The sequence below is a fragment of the Streptomyces sp. NBC_01508 genome (genome assembly GCF_045040315.1).
Lineage (GTDB): Bacteria > Actinomycetota > Actinomycetes > Streptomycetales > Streptomycetaceae > Streptomyces.
The window spans coordinates 3939751-3960745 of record NZ_CP109419.1 but is presented as its reverse complement, the minus strand read 5'-3'; the positions used below and the strand labels follow the sequence as shown (position 1 = coordinate 3960745).

General features: G+C 70.8%; 18 protein-coding genes and 1 pseudogene. 10 read left to right on the top strand and 9 right to left on the bottom strand.

The features are described from left to right. Positions 1-170 precede the first annotated feature (170 nt). Together OG700_RS18190 and OG700_RS18185 are read right to left on the bottom strand one after the other, a co-directional pair. A complete protein-coding gene (locus tag OG700_RS18190) occupies positions 171-536 on the bottom strand; it encodes a PH domain-containing protein (RefSeq protein ID WP_405621793.1) in 366 nt (121 codons plus the stop codon). A 53-nt stretch (positions 537-589) separates the two neighbouring features. Then, positions 590-1129, bottom strand: a complete 540-nt coding sequence (locus tag OG700_RS18185; RefSeq protein ID WP_405614794.1) for a MarR family winged helix-turn-helix transcriptional regulator — start codon at positions 1127-1129, stop codon at positions 590-592. Positions 1130-1225: 96 nt separating this feature from the next. Here OG700_RS18185 and OG700_RS18180 point away from each other — a divergent pair, with 96 nt between their 5' ends. The 4 genes and pseudogenes from OG700_RS18180 to OG700_RS18165 form a co-directional block, all read left to right on the top strand. Next, entirely contained in the window at positions 1226-2431 is a 1206-nt protein-coding gene (locus OG700_RS18180) for an amidohydrolase family protein (RefSeq protein WP_405614791.1), read from the top strand. A 199-nt stretch (positions 2432-2630) separates the two neighbouring features. Then, positions 2631-2969: a hypothetical protein gene (locus tag OG700_RS18175; RefSeq protein ID WP_405614789.1), complete on the top strand. Its 339-nt coding sequence runs from the start codon at positions 2631-2633 to the stop codon at positions 2967-2969. Next, entirely contained in the window at positions 2966-4522 is a 1557-nt protein-coding gene (locus OG700_RS18170; RefSeq protein ID WP_405614786.1) for a multicopper oxidase family protein, read from the top strand. Before OG700_RS18175 ends, OG700_RS18170 begins: the two co-directional genes overlap by 4 nt. 118 nt (positions 4523-4640) lie before the next feature. After that, positions 4641-4919, top strand: a pseudogene (locus OG700_RS18165) (response regulator transcription factor); the annotation flags it as partial. Positions 4920-4983: 64 nt separating this feature from the next. On the opposite strand, the gene OG700_RS18160 reads toward OG700_RS18165, so the two are convergent. Then, positions 4984-5985, bottom strand: a complete 1002-nt coding sequence (locus OG700_RS18160) for an alpha/beta fold hydrolase (protein ID WP_405614784.1) — start codon at positions 5983-5985, stop codon at positions 4984-4986. 351 nt (positions 5986-6336) lie between these two features. Here OG700_RS18160 and OG700_RS18155 point away from each other — a divergent pair, with 351 nt between their 5' ends. Continuing rightward, on the top strand, positions 6337-6870 hold the full coding sequence (locus OG700_RS18155; protein WP_405614782.1) for a hypothetical protein: 534 nt from the start codon (positions 6337-6339) through the stop codon (positions 6868-6870). Between the two features lie 87 nt (positions 6871-6957). Here the strand turns inward: OG700_RS18155 and OG700_RS18150 are convergent, their stop codons facing one another. The 4 genes from OG700_RS18150 to OG700_RS18135 form a co-directional block, all read right to left on the bottom strand. Then, a complete protein-coding gene (locus tag OG700_RS18150; RefSeq protein ID WP_405614780.1) occupies positions 6958-7920 on the bottom strand; it encodes a threonine/serine dehydratase in 963 nt (320 codons plus the stop codon). An 86-nt stretch (positions 7921-8006) separates the two neighbouring features. Beyond that, positions 8007-9149, bottom strand: a complete 1143-nt coding sequence (locus OG700_RS18145; RefSeq protein ID WP_405614778.1) for a DUF5937 family protein — start codon at positions 9147-9149, stop codon at positions 8007-8009. Then, entirely contained in the window at positions 9137-10489 is a 1353-nt protein-coding gene (locus tag OG700_RS18140) for an amidohydrolase (RefSeq protein WP_405614776.1), read from the bottom strand. Before OG700_RS18140 ends, OG700_RS18145 begins: the two co-directional genes overlap by 13 nt. A gap of 157 nt (positions 10490-10646) precedes the next feature. Then, positions 10647-11270, bottom strand: coding sequence for a TetR/AcrR family transcriptional regulator (locus OG700_RS18135; protein ID WP_405614774.1), 624 nt, complete (start codon positions 11268-11270; stop codon positions 10647-10649). A 171-nt stretch (positions 11271-11441) separates the two neighbouring features. Between OG700_RS18135 and OG700_RS18130 the strand changes: the two genes are divergently transcribed. The 4 genes from OG700_RS18130 (at position 11442) to OG700_RS18115 (ending at position 18016) form a co-directional block, all read left to right on the top strand. Next, positions 11442-12497: an aldo/keto reductase gene (locus OG700_RS18130; RefSeq protein ID WP_405614772.1), complete on the top strand. Its 1056-nt coding sequence runs from the start codon at positions 11442-11444 to the stop codon at positions 12495-12497. Positions 12498-12637: 140 nt separating this feature from the next. Continuing rightward, a complete protein-coding gene (locus tag OG700_RS18125) occupies positions 12638-15049 on the top strand; it encodes a phosphoketolase (protein WP_405621791.1) in 2412 nt (803 codons plus the stop codon). A gap of 67 nt (positions 15050-15116) precedes the next feature. Beyond that, on the top strand, positions 15117-15671 hold the full coding sequence (locus OG700_RS18120) for a TetR/AcrR family transcriptional regulator (protein WP_405614770.1): 555 nt from the start codon (positions 15117-15119) through the stop codon (positions 15669-15671). 155 nt (positions 15672-15826) lie between these two features. Continuing rightward, complete coding sequence (locus OG700_RS18115) at positions 15827-18016, top strand: MMPL family transporter (RefSeq protein ID WP_405614768.1); 2190 nt, start codon at positions 15827-15829, stop codon at positions 18014-18016. Between the two features lie 75 nt (positions 18017-18091). Here the strand turns inward: OG700_RS18115 and OG700_RS18110 are convergent, their stop codons facing one another. Beyond that, positions 18092-18853: a class F sortase gene (locus tag OG700_RS18110; protein ID WP_405614766.1), complete on the bottom strand. Its 762-nt coding sequence runs from the start codon at positions 18851-18853 to the stop codon at positions 18092-18094. A gap of 4 nt (positions 18854-18857) precedes the next feature. Beyond that, a complete protein-coding gene (locus tag OG700_RS18105; protein ID WP_405614764.1) occupies positions 18858-19718 on the bottom strand; it encodes a hypothetical protein in 861 nt (286 codons plus the stop codon). Positions 19719-19935: 217 nt separating this feature from the next. Between OG700_RS18105 and OG700_RS18100 the strand changes: the two genes are divergently transcribed. Beyond that, positions 19936-20910 (top strand): sporulation protein, encoded by a 975-nt coding sequence (locus OG700_RS18100; protein WP_405614762.1) that lies wholly within the window; start codon positions 19936-19938, stop codon positions 20908-20910. The last annotated feature ends 85 nt before the right edge of the window (positions 20911-20995 follow it).

Below are 20995 nucleotides of genomic sequence, written 5' to 3'. Positions count from 1 at the left end.
GTGTTGCGAAAGTAGCGCCGTCCGCCCGAAGGGCGGGGCCGACGGCGTCTGGTGCGTGCGATCGCAAGGCGGAGGATCGTTCTCGTACTGGACGTACTTGGATGATTCCGACAACGCGGCGAGTGCGCGTGCCAGGCGTCGTCGGCCAGGCGGGACTTTCGCAACACGCCCTAGCGTGCCGCGAACTGCGTGAGGATGGCCTGCACTTCGTAGATGTCGACGCCCTTGGTGAAGGTCTTCTGGATCGGCACCGAGGCGCCGGAGAGCCAGATCTTCAGCTCGGCGTCGAGGTCGAACGTGCCGGCCGTCTCCACGGCGAAGTGCGTGATGCTCCGGTACGGAACGGAGTGGTACTCCGTCTTCTTGCCGGTTATCCCCTGCTTGTCGACGAAGATCAGCCGCCGGTCGGTGAAGATGATGCTGTCGCGAATCAACTGGTAGGCGGCATGCACCTGTTCGCCCTGCCCCAGCAGCCGCGCGTAGTCCTGCTGCGCCGCCGCCGGGTTGATGGTGTGTGCGTTGCCGAACAGCGCCATGAAGTCCCCCATTTATCCAAGTTGCACGATCTTCGTACTATACCGGCCGGGGGTCAGGTCCCAGGAGTCGTCGTGGCGGCGGGCGTCTCCTTGTCCGCGCGTGCGAGCGCCAGCAGCGCCCGGTCGAGGCCGTCGCGCTCCGCGTCCGTGAGGTGCGAGACCAGCGCCGAGAAGGCGGTCACCAGATCGGTGAGCGCCGCGTCGACCACGCGTCGGCCTTCGTCCGTGAGCGAGACCCGGAAGCTGCGCCGGTCGTCGGCGTCCAGGGCGCGCGTCAGCAGCCCCGCCTTCTCCAGCCGGTCCAGCCGCTTGGTCATTCCCGCTCGCGACATCATCAGCTCGGCGGACAGGGCGGACGGGCTCAGTGTGTAGGGCGCGCCCCCGCGTCTCAGCGTCGCGAGCACGTCGAAGTCGCCCTTGCCGATGCCGTGGCGCTCGACCGCCCGGACTCCGACCGGCCCGACGACGTTCTCGGCGACGAACGCCAGTCGGCCGACGGCGGCCACGGCGGACACATCGAGGTCGGGCCGCTCCCGGCGCCAGTCCGCCAGGACGTGGTCCACCATGTTCGCGCCCGGCTCGTCATCGCTCATGGCCGGAGATTCTAGCGACTGGTAAATAGTTAGCTGGCGTACTATCTTCTGGAGAACTACATTCGATGCGATTGATCGATTGGTCGAGGTGCCCCCATGAGCCCTGCGCGAACTCTCATCCGTGACGTGCGCGTCTTCGACGGCAGCCGGGCGATCCCGCGCGCCGACGTACTGATCGAGGACGACCACATCGCCGAACTCGACGCGGACGTCGACCGAGTTGACGTCGACCGTGTCGATGCCGACGTCGAGGTGGACGGCACGGGGCGGACCCTCCTTCCCGGGCTGATCGACGCGCACACCCACACCTTCGACGGGAGTCTCGCGCGAGCGCTGACGTACGGCGTGACCACCGAACTGGACATGTTCTGCCTGCCGTCGAACCTGGCGCGGCAGCGGAAACTCGCCGAGCGGGACGACGTCGCGGATCTCCGCAGCTCGGGCGTTCTCGCCACCGCCCCGGGCGGGCATCCGACCGCGGTGATGACGGCGATGGCGCTCACGCTGGATGAACCCGGCGATGCGGTCGGGTGGTTCGACACCATCGAGGACGCCGAGCGGGCGGAGGAGTTCGTCGCCGCCCGGCTGGCAGAGGGAAGCGACTACCTGAAGATCGTGATCGACGACGGATCGGCGCCCCTGTCCACATCTCCGGCCACATCTCCGTCCACGTCCACGTCCACCTCCACATCCGCACCGATACCGACCATCGGCCGGGACCTCGCGACCGCCCTGGTCGACGCGGCCCGTGCGGTCGGCCTCCGGACCATCGCGCATGTGGCCACCGCCAGGGACACCGCGATCGCCCTGGACGCAGGGGTCGACGGCCTGGCCCACGTCTGGTCGGACAAGGCACCGGGCCATCCGGACAACGACGAGCTGATCCGTAGGGTCGCCGCACAGGGCGTGTTCGTGGTCAGCACGCTCGTGTACATCGAATCCCTCGGCGGTGACGACACCCGCCGCGTCGCCAACGCCGCCTATGTGGCCTCGGCGTTGCACCGGGCCGGCGTACCCGTACTGGCCGGCACCGACGCCAATCCGTACGCCCCCGCCCACGGCGACGGCCTGCACCGCGAACTGGAACTGCTCACCCGGGCGGGACTCAGCCCGTCGAAAGCCCTGGCCGCGGGCACCGCGGTGCCGGCCCGCCACTTCGGTCTGTCGGACCGCGGCCGTATCGCCCCCGGTCTGCGCGCCGATCTCCTACTGGTCGAGGGCGATCCGACCAGGGACATCGCAGCCACTCGCGCGATCGTCGCGGTCTGGCGGCGCGGCGTCGCACTGCCTCTGCCCCGCTGACGACGGCCACTACCTCCCCACTCCGAGGAGCTGACGCGTGCCCACTCCCTCTCCTGCTCCGACCCCCTCTCCGCCGCCTTCGCCCGCACCTCCACCTGCGGACACGTCCAACTCCCCTCCCGCGCGGCCGGTTCCGCCAACGCGTCGACACACCCGCCTGACGCGCTTCCTGCGGATCGCCTCCGTCCTCCAAGCCGTCATGATCCTGGCGCAGTCCGTCACCGCCGGGCTCCTGCTGGCCTCCTTACCTGTCGGCCGGACCTCGCACAGCATGCTGGGCGGAGCCGTCGTGCTCGCCGTGGTCCTCAACCTGGTCGCGGCGGTCCTCGTCTGGCGACCGGGCGGCGGTTCGCCGCGCCTGGCTGTGAAGAGCGCTCCTCTCCTGGTGTTCACGGTGGTACAGATGGCGCTGGGCATCGCCCACGTCCGAGAACTCCATGTGCCTCTCGGTGTGCTGATGTTCGGCGCGAGCGTCATGCTGGTGATGGAGACCCGTGCCGAGGATCCCCGCCCTGCCCGGGGCGGTGAGTCGTCATGACGCTCAGCAGACGCCGGACAATGCGGCTGCTCGGCGCCGGCGCCGTCCTGCTGCCGGCCGCCGGCCTCGGACTGCCCCGCCTGGTGGCGTCGGTCACCGGCAGGAAGATCGACACCGTGGGCAAGGTGGCGTTCATCAACGAGGTCCGGGCGCCGCCGCTCGCCCCGTCCCGGATCGACGGTGACGGCCGCCGGGTCTTCGACCTGGACATCCGAGCGGGACAGCATGAGTTCGTCCCCGGCAAGCCGTCCCCGACCTGGGGCGTGAACGGCGGTTACCTCGGACCGACGCTACGGGCCCGGCGCGGCGAGAGCGTGCTCATACATGTCTCCAACGGCGTTGGCGAGAAGACCTCCCTCCACTGGCACGGCATGCACCTGCCCGCCGCGATGGACGGCGGCCCGCACCAGATGATCGAACCGGGCACGACCTGGTCGCCCACCTGGAAGATCGACCAGCCCGCCGCCTCGCTCTGGTACCACCCGCATACGCACGGGAAGACCGCCGAGCATCTCTACCGAGGCGTCGCCGGCATGTTCCTGATCGATGAGAACGGTGGCAGTGACGGCGGTGGCGACATCACGTCCGGATCGCTGTCCCGGCTGCCTCATCGCTACGGCGTCGACGACGTACCGCTCATCGTCCAGGACCGGCGGCTGACCGACGGAGTACTGGACCTGCACGAGGACATGGCCGGCACCACCGGTTTCCTCGGCGACGAACTGCTGGTCAACGGTGTGGTCGGACCGTATCTGGCCGTCACCACAGAGCGGATACGGCTACGGCTCCTGAACGGATCCAACGCCCGCGTCTACAACCTCCACTTCGCTGACGACCGGCCGTTCAGCCTGATCGGATCGGACGGCGGCCTGCTGCTGGCACCCCACACCACCCACCGCGTGGAACTCTCCCCGGGCGAACGCGCCGAGATCGTGGTCGAGGTCGGGCCCGGCGAGCGCCTGGTCCTGCGCAGCGACGAGCCGTCCACCGGAAGCGGGTTCGTCCAACACGACGGCGGCTTGGACCGGTTCGACGTGCTGGAACTGCGGGCAGCCGCCTCGCTGACCCCCTCGCCCGCTCTTCCCGCGCGGCTTGTCGACCTCCCCCGGGCGACGGCGGAGTCCGCCACCCGGACCCGGACCTTCGAACTCGCCGAGCACCGCATCAACGGCAAGCAGATGCGCATGGACCGCATCGATTTCGGTGTGCGGAAGGACAGCACCGAGATCTGGGAAGTACGCAGCGGCGACGGCACCTTGCACAGCTTTCATGTGCACGATGTTCAGTTCCGAGTGCTGTCGGTCGACGGGGACCGTCCGCCGCCCGAACTGGTCGGCTGGAAGGACACCGTCTTCCTGCCGCCGGGGACGACCATGCGGCTCGTCATCCGATTCGCCGACTACTCCGACCCCGATGTGCCGTACATGTTCCACTGCCACATGCTCTACCACGAAGACCAGGGAATGATGGGCCAGTTCGTGGTCCTGGGACCGGGCGAGCGTCCGGACGGTTCCCCGGGTCGTACGCCGTCCCACGAAGGACACGGGAACTGAGACAGCGGGCTCACGCGGCGAGGACCCTTCCCCGGCGCGGGCTGGCCGTCAACGTCGTGAGGATCATGCCGCGCCGGTATTCGGCGGTGATGAACAGCACGGCCGGCGCCACCAGGGCCTCATCGGCGAGTTCGCGAGGCTCGGCCGAAGGACGGCCCCGGCGCCTGTTGTCGCGCTCACCGCGCTCACCCCGCGCGAGACGGAGGTGTTGCGGCTGATCGCCGAGGGTCTGTCCAACCCGGAGATCGCGGCTCGGTTGTTCGTCAGCGAGGAGACGGTCAAGTCGCACGTCAGCCGCGTGCTCAACAAGCTCGGCCTGCGCGACCGCACACAGGCGGTGGTCGCGGCGTACGAATCGGGTCTGATCGTGCCGGGCGTCGGCGGACAGGAGGGGTGAGGGATGGGCGGAAGGAGAGGACCGGGAGGCGGCAGGGGTGTCGCGCTGCCGGACCGGGAGCCGGTCAGGCCGGCTGGGACGCGCCGAATACCTCCGGCTCGGCGGCGTAGGGCAGGCCCTCCAGCGGGCGGTCGGTACAGAAGCGCGCCATGAGGTCGGCGAAGTCGGCGATGCGTTCCACCGGGGCGAGGTGGTCCGTCTCCTCGATGGTCATGAACCGGGCCGTCGGCAGGCACGCGGCCATGGTGCGGCCCATGGCCGGTGTGGTCAGGGTGTCGTGTTCACCGGTGACGACCAGGCTGGGGATGGCGGGGGTCGGTTCGGGGCGGTACCACTCGTGGCGCATCAGCCGGGAGTTGTGCTCGGCGGACATGCGCAGCTGCTCGGGGTTCTGTGCCGCGATCTGCTGGTAGACGAGGCGGGCGACGGCGGCCTTCTTGCGTACGTGGCCGGTGCCGGCAGGCGACATGAAACGGTCGGCGAGTTCCCGGGCGATGGGCTCCGTCTCACCGCGTCGGATCATGCCGTCCCAACGCTCCATGGCCACCGCGTAGTCGGCCGGAATGACGGTGGTCATCCCGACGAGCATCATCCGTGTGAGGAGGTGAGGGTAGTGCTGGGCGAACCGTACGCCGATGGCTCCGCCGTAGCAGGCGGCCACCAGGTTGATGCGGGGGATGCGCAGTTCCTGGACGACGTGGCGTACAGCGGCGGCGAGGAAGTCGACGCCGTACTTCGCGGGCAGGAAGTCGGCGGTTCCGTAGCCGGGCAGGTCCACGGTGATCACGGAGCTGTGCGGGGTCAGCCACTTCTCGTGGCGCTGCCACGAATAGCGGTCCTGTGAGGACCCGCCCAGGATGACGATGGGCTCGGTGTCGAGGCGACCCTGACGGGCGACGCGGCAGGTGTAGCGGAACCCGCCGAAGGTCAGATCGTGTTCGACGATTTCCGCGGACTGCTCGGCGTTCTCGGAGTTCTCGGTCTTTCCGTCTTTGGACTGGGCCGGGAAGGTGAGGGTGGCGTCGGCGGTGGGGGTGCGTGAACTGGTGATCGCGTCGGTGGGCACAGGCACAGGGTGGCTCCAAGGACTGAGATGGGGGGTGTCGCCGTCCGGCAAGTGACCCTGCACGTCCCGCAGTGGCGGCACCGGGTCCGGACGCGAGCGAGCAGGAGCACTTCCGCTTCACTGCTCCTACCAACGACCAGAATTCGCCACGAAATCATCTGTGGATGAGTCTTGGGGAGAAAGTGGAACGGGATTCCCTCGTACGAGTTCCAGGAATTCGCGCAAATCTGCGCCTTGCGGCCGGGTGCCCCACCGATGGCCGGTCGTGGCGGGCGGCCGTTCGACGGCGGAACGCGGCAGCGGAGAGCCGGGGCGGATTGGAGGGTGACGAGGGGCCGTAAGTTGACGGACATGGACGAACGGGGGCGGAGTTACGGGTATGTAGGGCCTGCGGATCTCGCGGTGGCGGTGCGGCGGCCGGGGCGCGAGGGCCGGGCGATTCGTTCGGTGGGTGACCTGGACGACTGGCTGTCCGCCCAGCCGGTACCGCAGCGGTGGGAGCCGTTCACCTTCGTCGTCGACCTGGTCGGCGTGCTGCGGTTGGCGCCGCGCCGCAGCGAGCATGTCGCCTGCGCGGGCACGGGGGTCGACGGGGGCAGTGCGCGGGTCCTCGGCGCGGGGGAGATGACCTTCGGCCGGGAGCACAGTCGTTGGGTGGTGACGGAGGTGAGCAACCAGTCGACGGGCTACTGCCCGGATACCGGTTCGTGGTGGGCGGTCGCGGCGGCCGTCGACCGGGCGGGGGTCACGCGTCCGGGCGGGTTCACGTACGAGGTGGTGTTCCGGCGCTGTCCGGGTTGTGCCGAGAACAGCATCGTGCGCGAGGGCGAGTTCGTGTGTGTCTTCTGTGGCGGTGATCTGCCGGAGGAATGGAACGTGGAGTAGTTGGCCGGAGGAGGTGACCGGGCGTTGTCTGTTCTGTGCATGCCGATGCGTGAAGGGGGAGAGGAAGGGGGATGTGCGGGCAGGGACTCAGCGGAGGTTGAAGCGGTCCGACCACGACATGACGTCCGCCGTGGTCGCGTTGCCGCCGCACAGCACCAGGCCCAGGCGCGCCTCGCCGCCGACGCGTTCGAGTACGCGGCGGGCGGCCGGGACGAGACAGCCGGCGGCCGGTTCGGCCCAGACCTTCGCGTGGTTCGCGAGGTCGAGCGTGCCCTGGACGGCCTCGGCGTCCGACACCACGAGTACGCCGCTGACCAGCTCGGACACCTGGTCGTAGGTGAGTCGCGAGACCGCGGGCGCGCTGAGCGTGGAGACGATGGACGACAGCCGCACCGGCTTCGGCCCCCCGGCCGCCAGTGCCTCGGACATGGCCTGTGCGCCTTCGGTCTCGACGCCCCAGATCCGTACGCCGGGCAGGCGCGCGTGCAGAGCCGCCGCGACTCCGGAGATCAGCGCGCCGCCGCCGATGGAGACGAGGACATCCGTCATCCCGGAGCTCGCGTCGGCGGCGAGTTCGAGGCCGACCGTGCCCTGTCCGGCGACGACGACCGGGTCGTCGAAGGGGTGGACCAGGCTCAGTCCGTCGGCCTGGAGTTGGGACATGAGCGCGAACGCGCCGTCCATCGTGTCCGTCAGCCGTACCGTCGCGCCGGCCGCCTCGGCGATCTCGACGGCTCGCGCGGGCGCCGACTTCGGCATGACGACGGTCGCCTTCACGCCCAGCGCCTCGGCCATGACCGCGACGGAGATGGCGTGGTTCCCGCCGCTCACCGCCACCACCCCGGCCGCGCGGTCGGCCTCGCTCAGCGACAGGAGCTTCGCCGTCGCCCCGCGCGCCTTGAAGGAGCCGGTGCGCTGCAACAGTTCCAGCTTGGCGGTGACGGGAACCCCGAGCAGCGCCGACAGTCCGGGGCTCTCGACCGTCGGCGTACGCACGACATGTCCGGCGATCAGTCGCGCCGCCGCTTCGATGTCCGAGATGCCGATCAAGACACGTACCTCCTGTTGGCAGCCGGTTGCCGCCGCCTCTGGAGAGACCGTACAGAAGGCCGTCCGCCCGCCCGGACAGGCCCTGGCTAGTACTGCAACGCCGTTGCGACGTCCCTGCCGATCCGTTCGACCGCGCCGAGGTCGAGCCCGTAGTGCACGTAGCGGCCGTTGCGTTCCGTACGTACGAGCCCCAGGTCGCGCAGCGCGCGCAGGTGGCGGGAGACCTGCGGGCGGGTCATCGACAGGCGGTCCGCCAGGTCCGTGGTGGTCATCGACTGGCGGGCGATGAGGCGGCAGAGGCGTACGCGGCTGGGATCGGTCAGCGCGAGCATGCGGCTGCGGGCCAGGGTGACGCCCACCACCGGGGCGTCGACGGGGAAGTGCACGACCGGGGAGAGGCCCGGCTCGTTCTTCACGACCAGGTGCGGGGCGCCGTATCGGGTGGGGATGAGGAGCACCGGTGTACGGGCCGGGGAGATCACCGCGTGGTGCACCTTGTCGAAGACGACGCGCGGCGGGTCGGCGAGCCGGACGCTGGACGGGCTGAGCGCGGCCAGCGCCGCGGCGGGGCCGTCGTCCGCGAGCCGCTGCCGTACGCGGTGGGCGGCGCGGGCCAGCAGGGGTTCGGTCTCGGCCCACAGTGCGGCGAAGAAGACGGGGCGGCACAGGCCGAGGAAGGCGAGCACGTCGGCGCGCAGGGCCTCCGGGTCGCGCAGCAGGGTCTCGGCGAGTTCGAGGTGCGGTTCGGGGAGCCCGGAGGCGGCGTGCCGCAGGGCGGCGGCCTGGGTGGGGTCGTGGAGGACGCGGTCGAAGGCGTAGCCGAGGTAGCCGCTGGCGCAGGAGTACGCGGTGAGTTCGGCGAAATGGTCGACGGGGAGGTGGGACAGCGGCGATATCGGTAATAAGGGTGATAGCGGGGGTACGGGTGACGGAGTGGAGCGCTTGGTCGATGGGTTGGCCAACGGGGCGGAGTTCCCCGGCCCCTCCAGTCCCATGTAGAACCCCCGCCACCGCAGCGCCGTCCACAGCGGTGAGAACCGCCGTAGCCCGGCCCGGAAGGCGGCCGGCGCCGTGCGCGTCACCTCCCGGGCCCAGGGCGCGTGTTCCGCGTGGTGCCCGTGTCCGTGCACGGTCAACACATGCAGGCTGGCGGCCAGTTCGGCGAGGGGCGACACCGCGACCGTGAAACGGCCCGGCCCCGCCCCCTCCAGCACGACTACGACCGACATGGCCGGAGTGTACGAGCGCCGTCCCGGCGACTGCCGTCCCGGCGACCGACGCTCCGGCGACCGCCTGGAGTCCCGGTGTCTCCTGTCTCCTCCACCTTCTCCGTCTCCTCTGTCTCCTCCGTCTCCTCGAACTCCTCCCACGCCGCCGCCAGGAACTCCGGATCCGAGACCAGATCCGTGACGACCCGGGCCAGCCCCGTCGCGGCGAGCTGGGTGCGGTGGTGCGCGAAGGGTGTCGCCGCCGCGTCCCGCATGGCGTCGGAGTGGCTGGGCGTCCCGAACTCGGCGGTCTGTACGTACGGGTGGATGACCGGCAGCAGTTGGGAGAGGTTGCCGATGTCCGACGAGCCGGCCGGTTCGCCCGGCGCGCCGGGGCCGATGTCCACGCCCAACGCCCGCAGTGTGGCGCCGAATCGGGCGGCGAGCACCTTGTTGTCACGGCGCTCCGCGTACAGCGCGCCGGTCTCCGTGACCGCCGCGTCCGTGCCGGTGGCGAGCGCCGCGCCGCGTGCCGCCGCGCGGACCCGCTCGACCAGTGCCTTGGTCGCGGCCGATGTGGTGTCCCGTACGTAGAAGTCCACCGCCGCCCGCGCGGGCACCACGTTCGGGGCCTGCCCGCCGTCGGAGACGATTCCGTGCAGCCGGGCGGTCGGCGGCATGAACTGCCGCATCGAATCGAGCGCGTTGAGGAAGAGCTGGGCGGCGGCCAGTGCGCTGCGCCCCTCCCACGGGGTCTTCGCGGCATGCGCGCTCACGCCGGTGAAGTCGGCCCGCAGATGCGCGGCGGCCAGCGCGTGCTGCGTGGTCGCGGAACGGTCGGCCGGGTGGAACATCACCGCCGCGTCGACCCCGTCGAAGACCCCGGCCTCGGCCAGCCGGACCTTGCCGCCGCCGCCCATCTCCTCGCCGGGTGTGCCGATGACGGCGATCGTGCCCGCGTGGTCGGGCAGTGCGCGGACGGCGGCGATCGCTGCAGCCACGCCGCCGGCCGCGATGAGGTTGTGGCCGCAGCCGTGCCCGACGCCGGGCAGCGCGTCGTACTCGGCGAGCACGGCGACGTACGGACCGGGCCTGCTCCCCTCGTGCACCGCCACGAACGCGGTGTCCACCCCGCCCGCCCCCGTCTCGACCGTGAAGCGCGCCTCCGCGAGCCAGCCGGTCAGCACCTGAAGGGCGTGGAACTCGGCGAACTTCAGCTCCGGCCGGGCGTGGATGGCGCGGCTGATCTTCTCCATGCGGGGCCGCAGCGCGGTGAGTTCGTCCGTAAGACTCTTCAAGGACGACGCGGGTGCGGGCGTGCTGCCGGTGGTTGTTCCGGACCCGGTGGTCGTTCCGGACATGGGGACTCCCGTCGTACGAAGTGACGCGTGATGACCGCGTGCGCACCGCGCGACTGCGCGGCCGGCCACGACGAGCTTGCGTCCGCCACCGCCCGACCGGCCTCCGATTACCGCACCCCAGGTAACCGGCCCCCCTGAACCGAACCGCCCACCCCCCCTACGCGTAGACCCCCGCCCTCGCCGCCGCGGCGGCCGCCTCCGCCGCGCGTACCCCCGCCGCCTCGTCGAGAGGCGCGCCGCTGGTCAGTAGGCGGTAGTAGAGCGGGGCCGAGACGGCGCGGATCACCTCGTACGGGTCCGTCCCGGCCGCCAACTCACCTCGCCGCACGGCCTGTTCGACACAGGGCGCCCACTCGGTGACCCGGATCTCGTAGAAGCGGTGCAGCGCCTCGGCCGTTCGCGCGTCCGTCGTGGCCGCCGCGATCACCGCCTTGAACAGCGCGCCTTGGCGCGGGTCGGCCAGCGTGCGGCGTACGAGTTCGGCGTTGGCCCGCAGGTCGCCGAGGAGCGAACCGGTCTCGGAGCGCGGCAGCGACTGCTCGGCCATGTCCGTCAGCAGGTCGGCGACGAGTCCGGCCACCGTCCCCCAGCGTCGGTACACGGTCGACTTGCCGACGTCCGCGCGGCGTGCGACATCGGCGAGGTCGAGGCGGGCGAAGCCGTGTTCGGCGAGCGCGTCGCCGGCCGCGTGCAGCACGGCTGTCCGCACTCTTGCTGTACGGCCTCCGGGGCGGACGGTCCCGGGATCGCCACAGGTGGCGTCGTTCTCCTCGGCGCTCATGGGCGCGCCTCACTCACCATAACGGGACTCCAGTTTCATTAGTTGCACTTCTCATGTTACGTTGAGGCCATCCTAAAGGGACCGGTGTCCCGTTAAGGCTCTCAGGTTATGCGGTCCATGCGGGCCATGCGGGTTGTGCGGGCTGTGCAGTGTGTGCGAAGGGGTTCGATCATGGAGTACAGGCAACTGGGCGCGTCCGGCCTCAAGGTCCCGGCACTCAGCTTCGGAGCGGGCACGTTCGGCGGCACGGGGCCGCTCTTCGGCGCCTGGGGCAACACCGGCGAACGGGAAGCGCGCCGGCTCGTGGACATCTGCCTGGAAGCGGGCATCACGATGTTCGACACGGCGGACGTGTACTCGGCGGGCGCCTCCGAGACCGTCCTCGGCCAGGCGGTCAAGGGCCGCCGCGACGAGGTGCTGCTGTCGACCAAGACGAGTCTGCCGATGGGTGACGGGCCGACGGACGCGGGATCCTCGCGTACGCGGCTGATCCGGGCGACGGAGGACGCGCTGCGCCGGCTCGGCACCGACCACATCGATCTCTTCCAACTGCACGCGTTCGACGCGGGGACCCCCGTCGAGGAGGTGCTGTCCACGCTCGACCAGCTCGTACGGTCCGGGAAGATCCGCTACGCCGGTGTCTCCAACTTCTCCGGCTGGCAGCTGATGAAGTCGCTGGCCGCCGCCGAGCGGCACGGCTACCCGCGCTATGTGACGCACCAGGTCTACTACTCGCTCGTCGGCCGCGACTACGAGTGGGAACTGATGCCCCTCGGCCTCGACCAGGGCGTCGGCGCGATGGTCTGGAGCCCGCTGGGGTGGGGGCGGCTCACCGGCAAGGTGCGCCGTGGCCGGCCGCTGCCGGCGGGCAGCCGGCTGCACGAGACCGCCGGCTTCGGGCCGCCCGTGGACGACGACCACCTCTTCCGCGTGGTCGACGCCCTCGACGCGATCGCGGAGGAGACCGGCAGGACCGTGCCTCAGGTGGCCATCAACTGGCTGCTGCGGCGCCCGACCGTGTCCTCGGTCATCATCGGCGCCCGTAACGAGGAGCAGTTGCGCCAGAACATCGGCGCGGTCGGGTGGGAGCTGACGCCCGAGCAGGTGGCCCGGCTCGACGCGGCGAGCGCGAAGGTGGCGCCGTATCCCTACTTCCCGTACGAACGCCAGGAGGGCTTCGCCCGCCTCAACCCCTCCCCGCTCGCCCGCCCCCGCCCCCGCCCCTGACCTCGCTCGCCCCGCCCCTGATCGCGTACGCGACAGGCCGGTCAGCTTCTTCCGCCGGCCCGCCCCGGCTGTGCGACGGTGACCGGAGACGACGGGACCGAGGACCGAGCGCGGACAGTGACGACGTGACGGAGAAGCCCATGCGGCAGACCAAGGTGAAGCGCGACAGCGGCACGGTGCCGACCGACGACGAACTCGCCGCACTCGACGCCCACTGGCGCGCGGCGAACTATCTCGCAGTCGGCCAGATCTATCTGATGGGCAACGCGCTCCTCACCGAGCCCCTGCGGCCCGAGCACATCAAGCCACGGCTTCTGGGCCACTGGGGGACATCCCCGGGGCTCAACCTCGTCCACACCCACCTCAACCGCCTCATCAAGAACCGCGACCGGTCCGCGCTCTGTGTCTGGGGTCCCGGACACGGCGGACCGGCCGTGCTGGCCAACTCCTGGCTGGAGGGCACGTACGCCGAGACGTACCCCGACGTGAGCCGGGACGCGGCCGGTATGGACCGGCTCTTCCGCCAGTTCTCCTTCCCGGGCGGTGTCCCGAGCCATGTCGCCCCGGAGACCCCCGGCTCCATCCACGAGGGCGGCGAACTCGGCTACTCCCTCGCCCACGCCTATGGAGCCGCGCTCGACAACCCCGATCTGCTCGTCGCGTGCGTGATCGGCGACGGCGAGGCCGAGACCGGGCCACTGGCCGGGTCCTGGCACGCCAACAAGTTCCTCGATCCGGTCCACGACGGCGCCGTCCTGCCGATCCTGCATCTCAACGGCTACAAGATCGCCAACCCCACCGTCCTCGCCCGTATCCCCGACGCCGAACTGGACGCCCTGCTGCGCGGATACGGCCACGAACCGCTGTACGTGACCGGCAGCGACCCGCTCCAGGTCCACCGCGACATGGCGGCCGCCCTCGACCTCGCGGCTGACCGCATCGACGGGATCCAGCGCGCCGCGCGGGAGGGGGCGAGGTCCGGGCGGGAGGGGGCGAGTGCCGGGCGCCCCGCCTGGCCCGTGATCGTGCTGCGCACGCCCAAGGGCTGGACCGGTCCCGGCGAGGTCGACGGGCTGCCCGTCGAAGGGACGTGGCGCTCCCACCAGGTCCCCCTCTCCGGAGTACGCGACAACCCGGCCCACCTCGCTCAACTGGAGGCATGGCTGCGTTCGTACCGCCCCGGCGAACTCTTCGGCCGGGACGGCCGGCCCACCGCGCGGGTGCTGTCCTGCGTCCCGGCCGGTACGCGCCGGCTCGGCGCCACCCCGCACGCCAACGGCGGCCTCCTGGTCCGCGACCTGCCGGTCCCGCCGCTGGACGACTTCGCCGTCCAGGTCGACCGGCCCGGCGTGGCGCTGCACGAACCCACCCGTGTCCTGGGCGGGTTGCTGGCCCGGATCATGGCCGACACCGCCGACCGCAGGGACTTCCGGGTCGTCGGCCCGGACGAGACCGCCTCCAACCGGCTGGAGGCGCTCTTCGACGCCACCGGGAAGGCCTGGCAGGCGCGGATCCTGCCCACGGACGAACACCTGGCCCGCGACGGGCGGGTGATGGAAGTCCTCTCCGAGCATCTGTGCCAAGGGTGGCTGGAGGGCTATCTCCTGACGGGCCGTCATGGACTGTTCTCCTGTTACGAGGCGTTCGTGCACATCGTGGACTCGATGGTCAACCAGCACATCAAGTGGCTGAAGACATCGAGGGCGTTGGCCTGGCGCCGCCCGGTGGCGTCTCTCAACTACCTGCTGACCTCCCATGTCTGGCGTCAGGACCACAACGGCTTCTCCCACCAGGACCCCGGCTTTGTCGACCACGTACTGAACAAGAGCCCCGAAGTCGTACGGGTCTATCTGCCGCCGGACGCCAACACCCTGCTCTCCGTGGCCGATCACGTGCTGCGCAGTCGCGACTACGTGAACGTCGTCGTCGCCGGCAAGCAGCCCACCTTCGACTGGCTCACCATGGACGAGGCACGCGCGCACTGCGCCCGTGGCGCGGGCCTGTGGAAGTGGGCCGGTACGGAGGATGGGTGCGGTGAGCCGGACGTGGTCCTGGCCTGCGCGGGGGATGTGCCCACACAGGAAGTCGTCGCGGCGGCGGGCCTGTTGCGCCAGTATCTGCCGGAGCTGGTGGTCCGGGTGGTCAATGTCGTCGACATGACCCGGCTGATGCCCCGGGAGGAGCATCCGCACGGGATGACGGAGTCCGAGTACGACGACCTGTTCACCACGGACAAGCCGGTGATCTTCGCGTACCACGGCTACCCCTGGCTCATCCACCGCCTCGCCTACCGTCGCGCCGGCCACGAGAACCTGCATGTGCGCGGCTACAAGGAGATGGGGACCACGACCACGCCGTTCGACATGGTCGTCCGCAACGACCTGGACCGGTACCGGCTGGTGATGGACGTCATCGACCGCGTCCCGGGCCTCGGTGTCCTGGCGGCCGGCGTACGCCAGACGATGGTGGACACCCGGACCCGTCACCACAGCTGGATCCGCGAACACGGGGTGGACCTGCCGGAGGTCGCGGACTGGAGCTGGGCGGGCTGACGGCGGCGGGCGGTGTCGCCGCTCCCCGCCCAGTAAAGCTGACCGATCGGACAGTTATGGTGGGCGCATGGCACGCCCCGCCTCCGCCCTGCGCGGACACATCCTGGAATCGGCGTTGCGGCTGTTCGCGACCCGCGGCTACGAAGGCACGTCGCTGCACGACATCGCGACCGCCGTCGGCTGCTCGAAGGCGTCCCTGCTGTACCACTTCACCAGCAAGGACGCGATCCTCACCGAACTGCTGACCCCCGCCGGCGAAGGGCTCGCCGCGCTCGACGCCCGGCTCCTCGACCTCGACGGACGGGAGGCGGCGGAAGCCGCCGTCACCGGATACGTCGATCTCGCCATGCGCTTCCGGCGCGAGATCAAGATCCTCTTCGAGGACATCCCCCGCATGACCACCCACCCGGCGCTCGGCAGCATCCCCGGCACCGTGGACCGCCTGCTGGACGCGCTCGCGGGGCGGTCGGCGCGAGCGCGGGACGTGGTCGCGGCGCACATGGTCCTCGGGGCGGTCTTCGTCACGGGCGCCAGCGATGTCGACGTACCGGACCAGGCACTGCGCGACGAGCTGATCCGCGGCGCGCTGCGCACCCTGCGCCCCGACCCCGACCCCCGCTGAAGTTGTTCGGCCCCACCGAACACCGACCACCAGACCACCGACCACCAGACCACCGACCACCAGACCACCGACCACCAGACCACCGACCACCAGACCACCGACCACCAGACCACCGACCACCAGACCACCGACCACCGAGAAGAGAAACCTTCGCCATGGCTTCCCTGCTGTACCGGCTCGGCCGGTTCTCCTTCCGCCGGCGCAAGCGCGTCGTCGCCGTATGGCTGCTCCTGCTCGTCGTACTGGGCGGCGCCGCCGCCACCCTCATGGGCCCCACCAGCGACAAATTCACCATGCCCGGCACCGAGTCGCAGCGCGCGCTGGACTCGCTCCGGGAGCATTTCCCGCAGGCCAGCGGTACGACCGGCACCATAGTCATCGCCGCGCCCGAGGGCGGGAAGCTCGACCCGACCGCGGTCGCGCCGGTGGTACGGGAGGCCGCCGCCGTCCCCGGTGTGGTCGGCGCCGTGGACCCGTTCCAGGCCGGCGCCGTCTCCGAGGACGGCCGATACGCCCTGGTCCAGGTGCAGTTCGAGACCGGCGCCGACGAGGTGACCGACGCGCAGCGCGCGGCGTACGAGAAGGCCGGCGCCGCCGAGGAGGGGCTGCGGGTCGAGCACGGGGGTGAAGTCCTCAGCGCCGAGGTGGAGGTGGGCTCCACCGAGGCGATCGGTGTGCTGATCGCCGCGGGCGTCCTCGTCGTCACCTTCGGCTCCCTGGTGGCCGCCGGTATGACGCTGCTGAACGCGCTCGTCGGCGTCGCGGTCGGAATGGCCGGGCTGTTCGCCCTGAGCGGCGTGGTCGATCTCACCAGCACCGCCCCCATCCTGGCGCTCATGCTGGGGCTGGCCGTAGGTATCGACTACTCGCTGTTCATCACCTCCCGGCACCGCCAGTATCTGACCGAGGGCATGGACGCCGAGGAGGCGGCAGGCCGCGCGGTCGGGACCGCCGGTTCGGCCGTGGTCTTCGCGGGCGCCACCGTCGTCATCGCACTCGCCGGGCTGACCGTCGTCAACATCCCGTTCCTGAGCGTCATGGGCCTGGCCGCGGCGGGTACGGTCGCCGTCGCCGTCCTGGTCGCGCTCACCCTGCTGCCGGCGCTCCTCGGGTTCGCCGGCCACCGCGTACTGCCCCGCAAGCGGCGCGACGGTCAGGCCACGGGAGACGCCGCGCCCCGCGAGGGATTCGGCTTCCGCTGGGGCCGTACCGTCACCCGCCTGCGCGTCCCCGTCCTCCTCGTCGGCATCCTCGGTCTCGGCGTACTGGCCCTCCCCGCCGCCGACATGCGCCTGGCGCTGCCCGACGCGGGCACCGCCGCCGCCGGCTCCGCGACCCGCGAGGCGTACGACCTGACCAGCGAGGGATTCGGCCCCGGCTTCAACGGCCGGCTGATCGCCGTCGTCTCCGGCGACGACGCCGCGACCACCGCCGTCGCCGCCAAGGAGGCGGCCGCGCGCATCCAGGGCACCAAGGACGTACTGGCCGTCACACCACCGCAGTTGAACAAGCAGGGCACCACGGCGCTCCTCACCGTCATCCCGAAGGCGGGCCCCACCGACGTGGCCACCGAGGCGGTCGTGCACGCCGTGCGCGACCGCGTGGCCGACATCGGGGACGTCCCGGGCGCGGAGGGTACGGATGTCGCCCTGTCCGGCACCACGGCCGTGGGCATCGACGTCTCCGAGAAGGTCGCGGACGCCATGCTGGTCTATCTGCTGCTCGTCGTCGGGCTGTCGATCCTGCTGCTGATGCTGGTCTTCCGCTCGTTCCTGGTGCCGCTGAAGGCCGCGCTCGGCTTCCTCCTGACCATCGGCGCCACCTTCGGCATCACTGTGGCGATCTTCCAACAGGGCCATTTCGCCGACCTGTTGGGTGTCGACACCCCCGGACCCCTGGTGAGCTTCCTGCCGATTCTCCTCATCGGCATCCTGTTCGGGCTGGCCATGGACTACGAGGTCTTCCTCGTCTCCCGGATGCGCGAGGACTTCGTCCACGGCGCCGGCGCGCAGCAGGCGACCGTCAGCGGAATGGGGCACAACGCCCGCGTCGTCACCGCCGCCGCGCTGATCATGACGGCCGTGTTCGGCGGGTTCATCCTCATGCCGGACCCCATCATCAAGTCGATGGGCTTCGCGCTGGCCGTCGGGGTGCTCGTGGACGCGTTCATCGTGCGTATGGCGCTGGTCCCGGCGGTGATGTCGCTGCTCGGGCGGGCCGCCTGGTGGTTGCCGCGTCCGGTGGACCGGCTCCTGCCCAACCTCGACATCGAGGGGGAGAGCCTTCAGCACACGCTCGTACCGGAGCAGCGCGCGGCGGAGAGCGAGGACGCCGTCAGGGTGTGAGCGAGCAGGGTTCGACAGAGCCGTCCCGGCCCGCGTCGTGAGGCGGGTCGGCACGTGAGGCGGGTCGGGACAGGGTCAGGTCTCGTCCGGGGTCGACCTGTGGCTGCCGGTGAGGGTCGCGTACACGACCACGTTGTCGGCGTAACGGCGGTCGGCCTCGGAGTAGTCGCCGCCGCAGGTGATGAGGCGCAGTCCGGCGTGGTCGAGGTTGCGGTAGACCTCGACCGTCGGGAACTTGTCCTTCGCGTACGTCGCCACGCGGTCGACCGTGAACTCGGCCGTCCTGCCGTCCTCCCGCGCCACCTCGACCGTGTCGCCCGGATCGATCCTGGCCAGGTCGAAGAAGACGGTGGGCGCGCCGTCCCAGGTCACATGACCGGCGATGATCGAGGGGCCGTTGGCGCCGGGGGCGGGACCCGGGTGGTACCAGCCCGCCTTGTCGGGGTCCTTCGGCGTCTCCATCGCGCGGTTCTCGTCGAGCCCGAGCCGCTCCAGGGTGGAGGACACCTTGAGCGAGGGGATCGTGACCCGGACGGGGTCGGACGCGGGGAGGTCGGCGGCGGCGTGTGGGCCGGCCGGCCCCGGCGACCCGTCCCCCTTGGGTGACCGGGGCGCCGAATCCGCCACCGGCGGACCGCCCTTGTCGACGGCCCTTGGCGGTACGGGCCGCTCGCCGCCCGTTCCCAGGGCCAGCGGCAGCCCGCCGACGACGAGCAGGACCGGAATCGCGACGATCAGCGCCGTGCGCCGGCGCGGGCGGCGTCCGCCGCCGCCCGCACCCCCGCCCGCACCCCCGCCCTCGTCCGCGCCCTCGTCCGTGCCGTTCGGCTCACTCATCGCTTCAGGCGCGCCGGTCGGTGCCCGAAGTCACGCTGCGGGTACGGCGGTTGACCGCGAAGAGCCCGCCCGCGAGGAGTACGGCCGCCGTGCCGCCGGCCAGCATGCCGGGCGACTCGATTCCCGAGGCGCCGCCCGTACCGCCCGTACCGGTCTCGACGCCGCCCACCGGCATGGAGCCGACGGCCGCGCCCTTGACCATGCCGCAGTTGGCGGGTGCCGTGGCCTCCTGCGGGAGCTTCGGGTCCAGCTCGCTCTTGCCGGCGCCGAAGTCGTACTCGCCGTCGTCGTTGCGGTCGATGCCGTGCTGCACGACGTGCAGGTCCTTGATGTGATCGACGACGTCCTGCGACACCTCGATCGTGCGGGAGTAGTTGAGCTTGCCGTCCTTGTCGGCGACCGGCATCCGGTCGACGGCGAGCCCGCTGTCCTTGGACGTGTCGCCCTTCGTCGTCAGGGAGATGTTGATGTCCCCGTACTGCGGCAGGCCCTCGGCGGTGCTGACGATGCCGTCGCCGTCGTTGTCCGCGCTCGCGTCGGGGCAGCGGAAGTCGTGCCCGTCGGTGGAACCGTGGATGTGCTGGGCGTGCGGCTGGCCGGGCACCAGGCCGGTGGCCTCGATCTTCACCGTCAGCTTCCGGTCCTGGAAGCTGACCAGGGCGGCGCCGGTGGCGCCGGAGTCGTTCAGCGACCCCAGATCGATCTGGTAGGCCTCACCCTCCTTGGCCGTCGCCGTGGTGTGTCCGCCGTGTTCACCGTTCGCGCCGTTCGCGCCGCTCGCGAGGGCGGGCGTGGCCGCGACGAGTGTGAGAGCGGCGGGCAGGACGAGGAGGGCCGTGTAGCGGGCTGTGCGCTGACGTATCACTGCGATGCATCCCCTTTGCGGCTGAGCGACTGGTGGTCTTGCCGTTGTTGGTGGGCATTCGGTGACCTTGGGGAGGTGGATTGGTCCCGGTCGCGGGGAGCTGTTTCTCGCCGCGACTCCCCGCTCCCCGTGGACTGCCTATGCTTGACGCGTACTTCTACAGATCTGTAGAGGTGAACGCGCATCAGGAATCCGGGAACAAGGAGGGAACACCTCGATGGTGTTGAAGCGACTGCTCGGTTCACTCGGCGTCGGCGGGCCGACGGTGGAGACGGAGCTTCACAGTGGTGCGGTACTGCCGGGAGGCACTTTGCGGGGCGAGGTCCGGCTGGTCGGCGGGAGCGCGTCGTACGACGTCGACCGCGTCGGCCTGGAACTCGTCGCCCGCGTCGAGGCGGAGCACGAGGAGGGGGAGAGCGAGGGCTTCGTCAGCTTCGGGCGGTACGAGATCGCCGGGGGCTTCCGGCTGGGTGAGGGCGAGCCGCACACCGTGCCGTTCGAGGTGACGGTGCCGTGGGAGACACCGGTCTCCGAGCTGCACGGCGAACCGCTCGGCATCACCCTGGGCGTACGGACGGACGTGGAGGTCGGGGGCGCCAGGGACAAGGGCGACTTCGACGCCTTCGCCGTACGGCCGCTGGCGGTCCAGGAGGCCGTACTGGAGGCGTTCGGGCAGCTCGGCTTCGGCTTCAGGTCGGCGGACCTGGAGTTGGGGCACATCAACGGGAGCGGCCAACGGCTGCCGTTCTACCAGGAGATCGAACTCATCCCGGCGCCGGCTTACGCGAACCGGCTGGAAGAGGTCGAGTTGACGTTCCTGGCGCACGCGGCCGGGACGGAGATCGTCCTGGAGGCGGACGGGCGCGGGGACGCGGGTGTGGACGACGCGTTGAAGCGGCACGCCGCAGGGCACGGCGAGGTGGCGCACACCGACTGGAACACGGTGGTGGCGGGCTGGATGGACCAACTCGCCGGCCACTACGCGGATCGCGGGCACGGGCAGGCGCACGGGCACGGCTCCGGCGCCGGCATGGGTACGGGTACGGGCGCGGCGGTGGCTGTCGGCGCGGCCGCTCTGGCCGTGGGGGTCGCGGGCGGCATGGTGGCGGCCGAAGTCGTCGACGAGGTGGGCGACTTCTTCGAAGGCGAGGAGGAGGGCGGGGGAGAGGGCGAGGGGAGCGAAGAAGGCTAGGCGGAGGCTCCCGACGCCCCCTCCCGCCAATCTCTACAGTCCTGTAGATTTACCGCAGATCGCGGGCCCGTACCAGTGCGGGCCC

Excerpts from the sequence above, each read along its gene's own strand:
- OG700_RS18125 (WP_405621791.1), top strand. The coding sequence starts at position 12,638 with ATGCGGCAGACCAAGGTGAAGCGCGACAGCGGCACGGTGCCGACCGAC.
- OG700_RS18175 (WP_405614789.1), top strand. The coding sequence starts at position 2,631 with ATGATCCTGGCGCAGTCCGTCACCGCCGGGCTCCTGCTGGCCTCCTTA.
- OG700_RS18130 (WP_405614772.1), top strand. The coding sequence starts at position 11,442 with ATGGAGTACAGGCAACTGGGCGCGTCCGGCCTCAAGGTCCCGGCACTC.
- OG700_RS18110 (WP_405614766.1), bottom strand. The coding sequence starts at position 18,853 with ATGAGTGAGCCGAACGGCACGGACGAGGGCGCGGACGAGGGCGGGGGT.
- OG700_RS18170 (WP_405614786.1), top strand. The coding sequence starts at position 2,966 with ATGACGCTCAGCAGACGCCGGACAATGCGGCTGCTCGGCGCCGGCGCC.
- OG700_RS18120 (WP_405614770.1), top strand. The coding sequence starts at position 15,117 with ATGGCACGCCCCGCCTCCGCCCTGCGCGGACACATCCTGGAATCGGCG.
- OG700_RS18185 (WP_405614794.1), bottom strand. The coding sequence starts at position 1,129 with ATGAGCGATGACGAGCCGGGCGCGAACATGGTGGACCACGTCCTGGCG.
- OG700_RS18135 (WP_405614774.1), bottom strand. The coding sequence starts at position 11,270 with ATGAGCGCCGAGGAGAACGACGCCACCTGTGGCGATCCCGGGACCGTC.
- OG700_RS18180 (WP_405614791.1), top strand. The coding sequence starts at position 1,226 with ATGAGCCCTGCGCGAACTCTCATCCGTGACGTGCGCGTCTTCGACGGC.
- OG700_RS18155 (WP_405614782.1), top strand. The coding sequence starts at position 6,337 with ATGGACGAACGGGGGCGGAGTTACGGGTATGTAGGGCCTGCGGATCTC.
- OG700_RS18145 (WP_405614778.1), bottom strand. The coding sequence starts at position 9,149 with ATGTCGGTCGTAGTCGTGCTGGAGGGGGCGGGGCCGGGCCGTTTCACG.
- OG700_RS18100 (WP_405614762.1), top strand. The coding sequence starts at position 19,936 with ATGGTGTTGAAGCGACTGCTCGGTTCACTCGGCGTCGGCGGGCCGACG.
- OG700_RS18140 (WP_405614776.1), bottom strand. The coding sequence starts at position 10,489 with ATGTCCGGAACGACCACCGGGTCCGGAACAACCACCGGCAGCACGCCC.
- OG700_RS18190 (WP_405621793.1), bottom strand. The coding sequence starts at position 536 with ATGGCGCTGTTCGGCAACGCACACACCATCAACCCGGCGGCGGCGCAG.
- OG700_RS18115 (WP_405614768.1), top strand. The coding sequence starts at position 15,827 with ATGGCTTCCCTGCTGTACCGGCTCGGCCGGTTCTCCTTCCGCCGGCGC.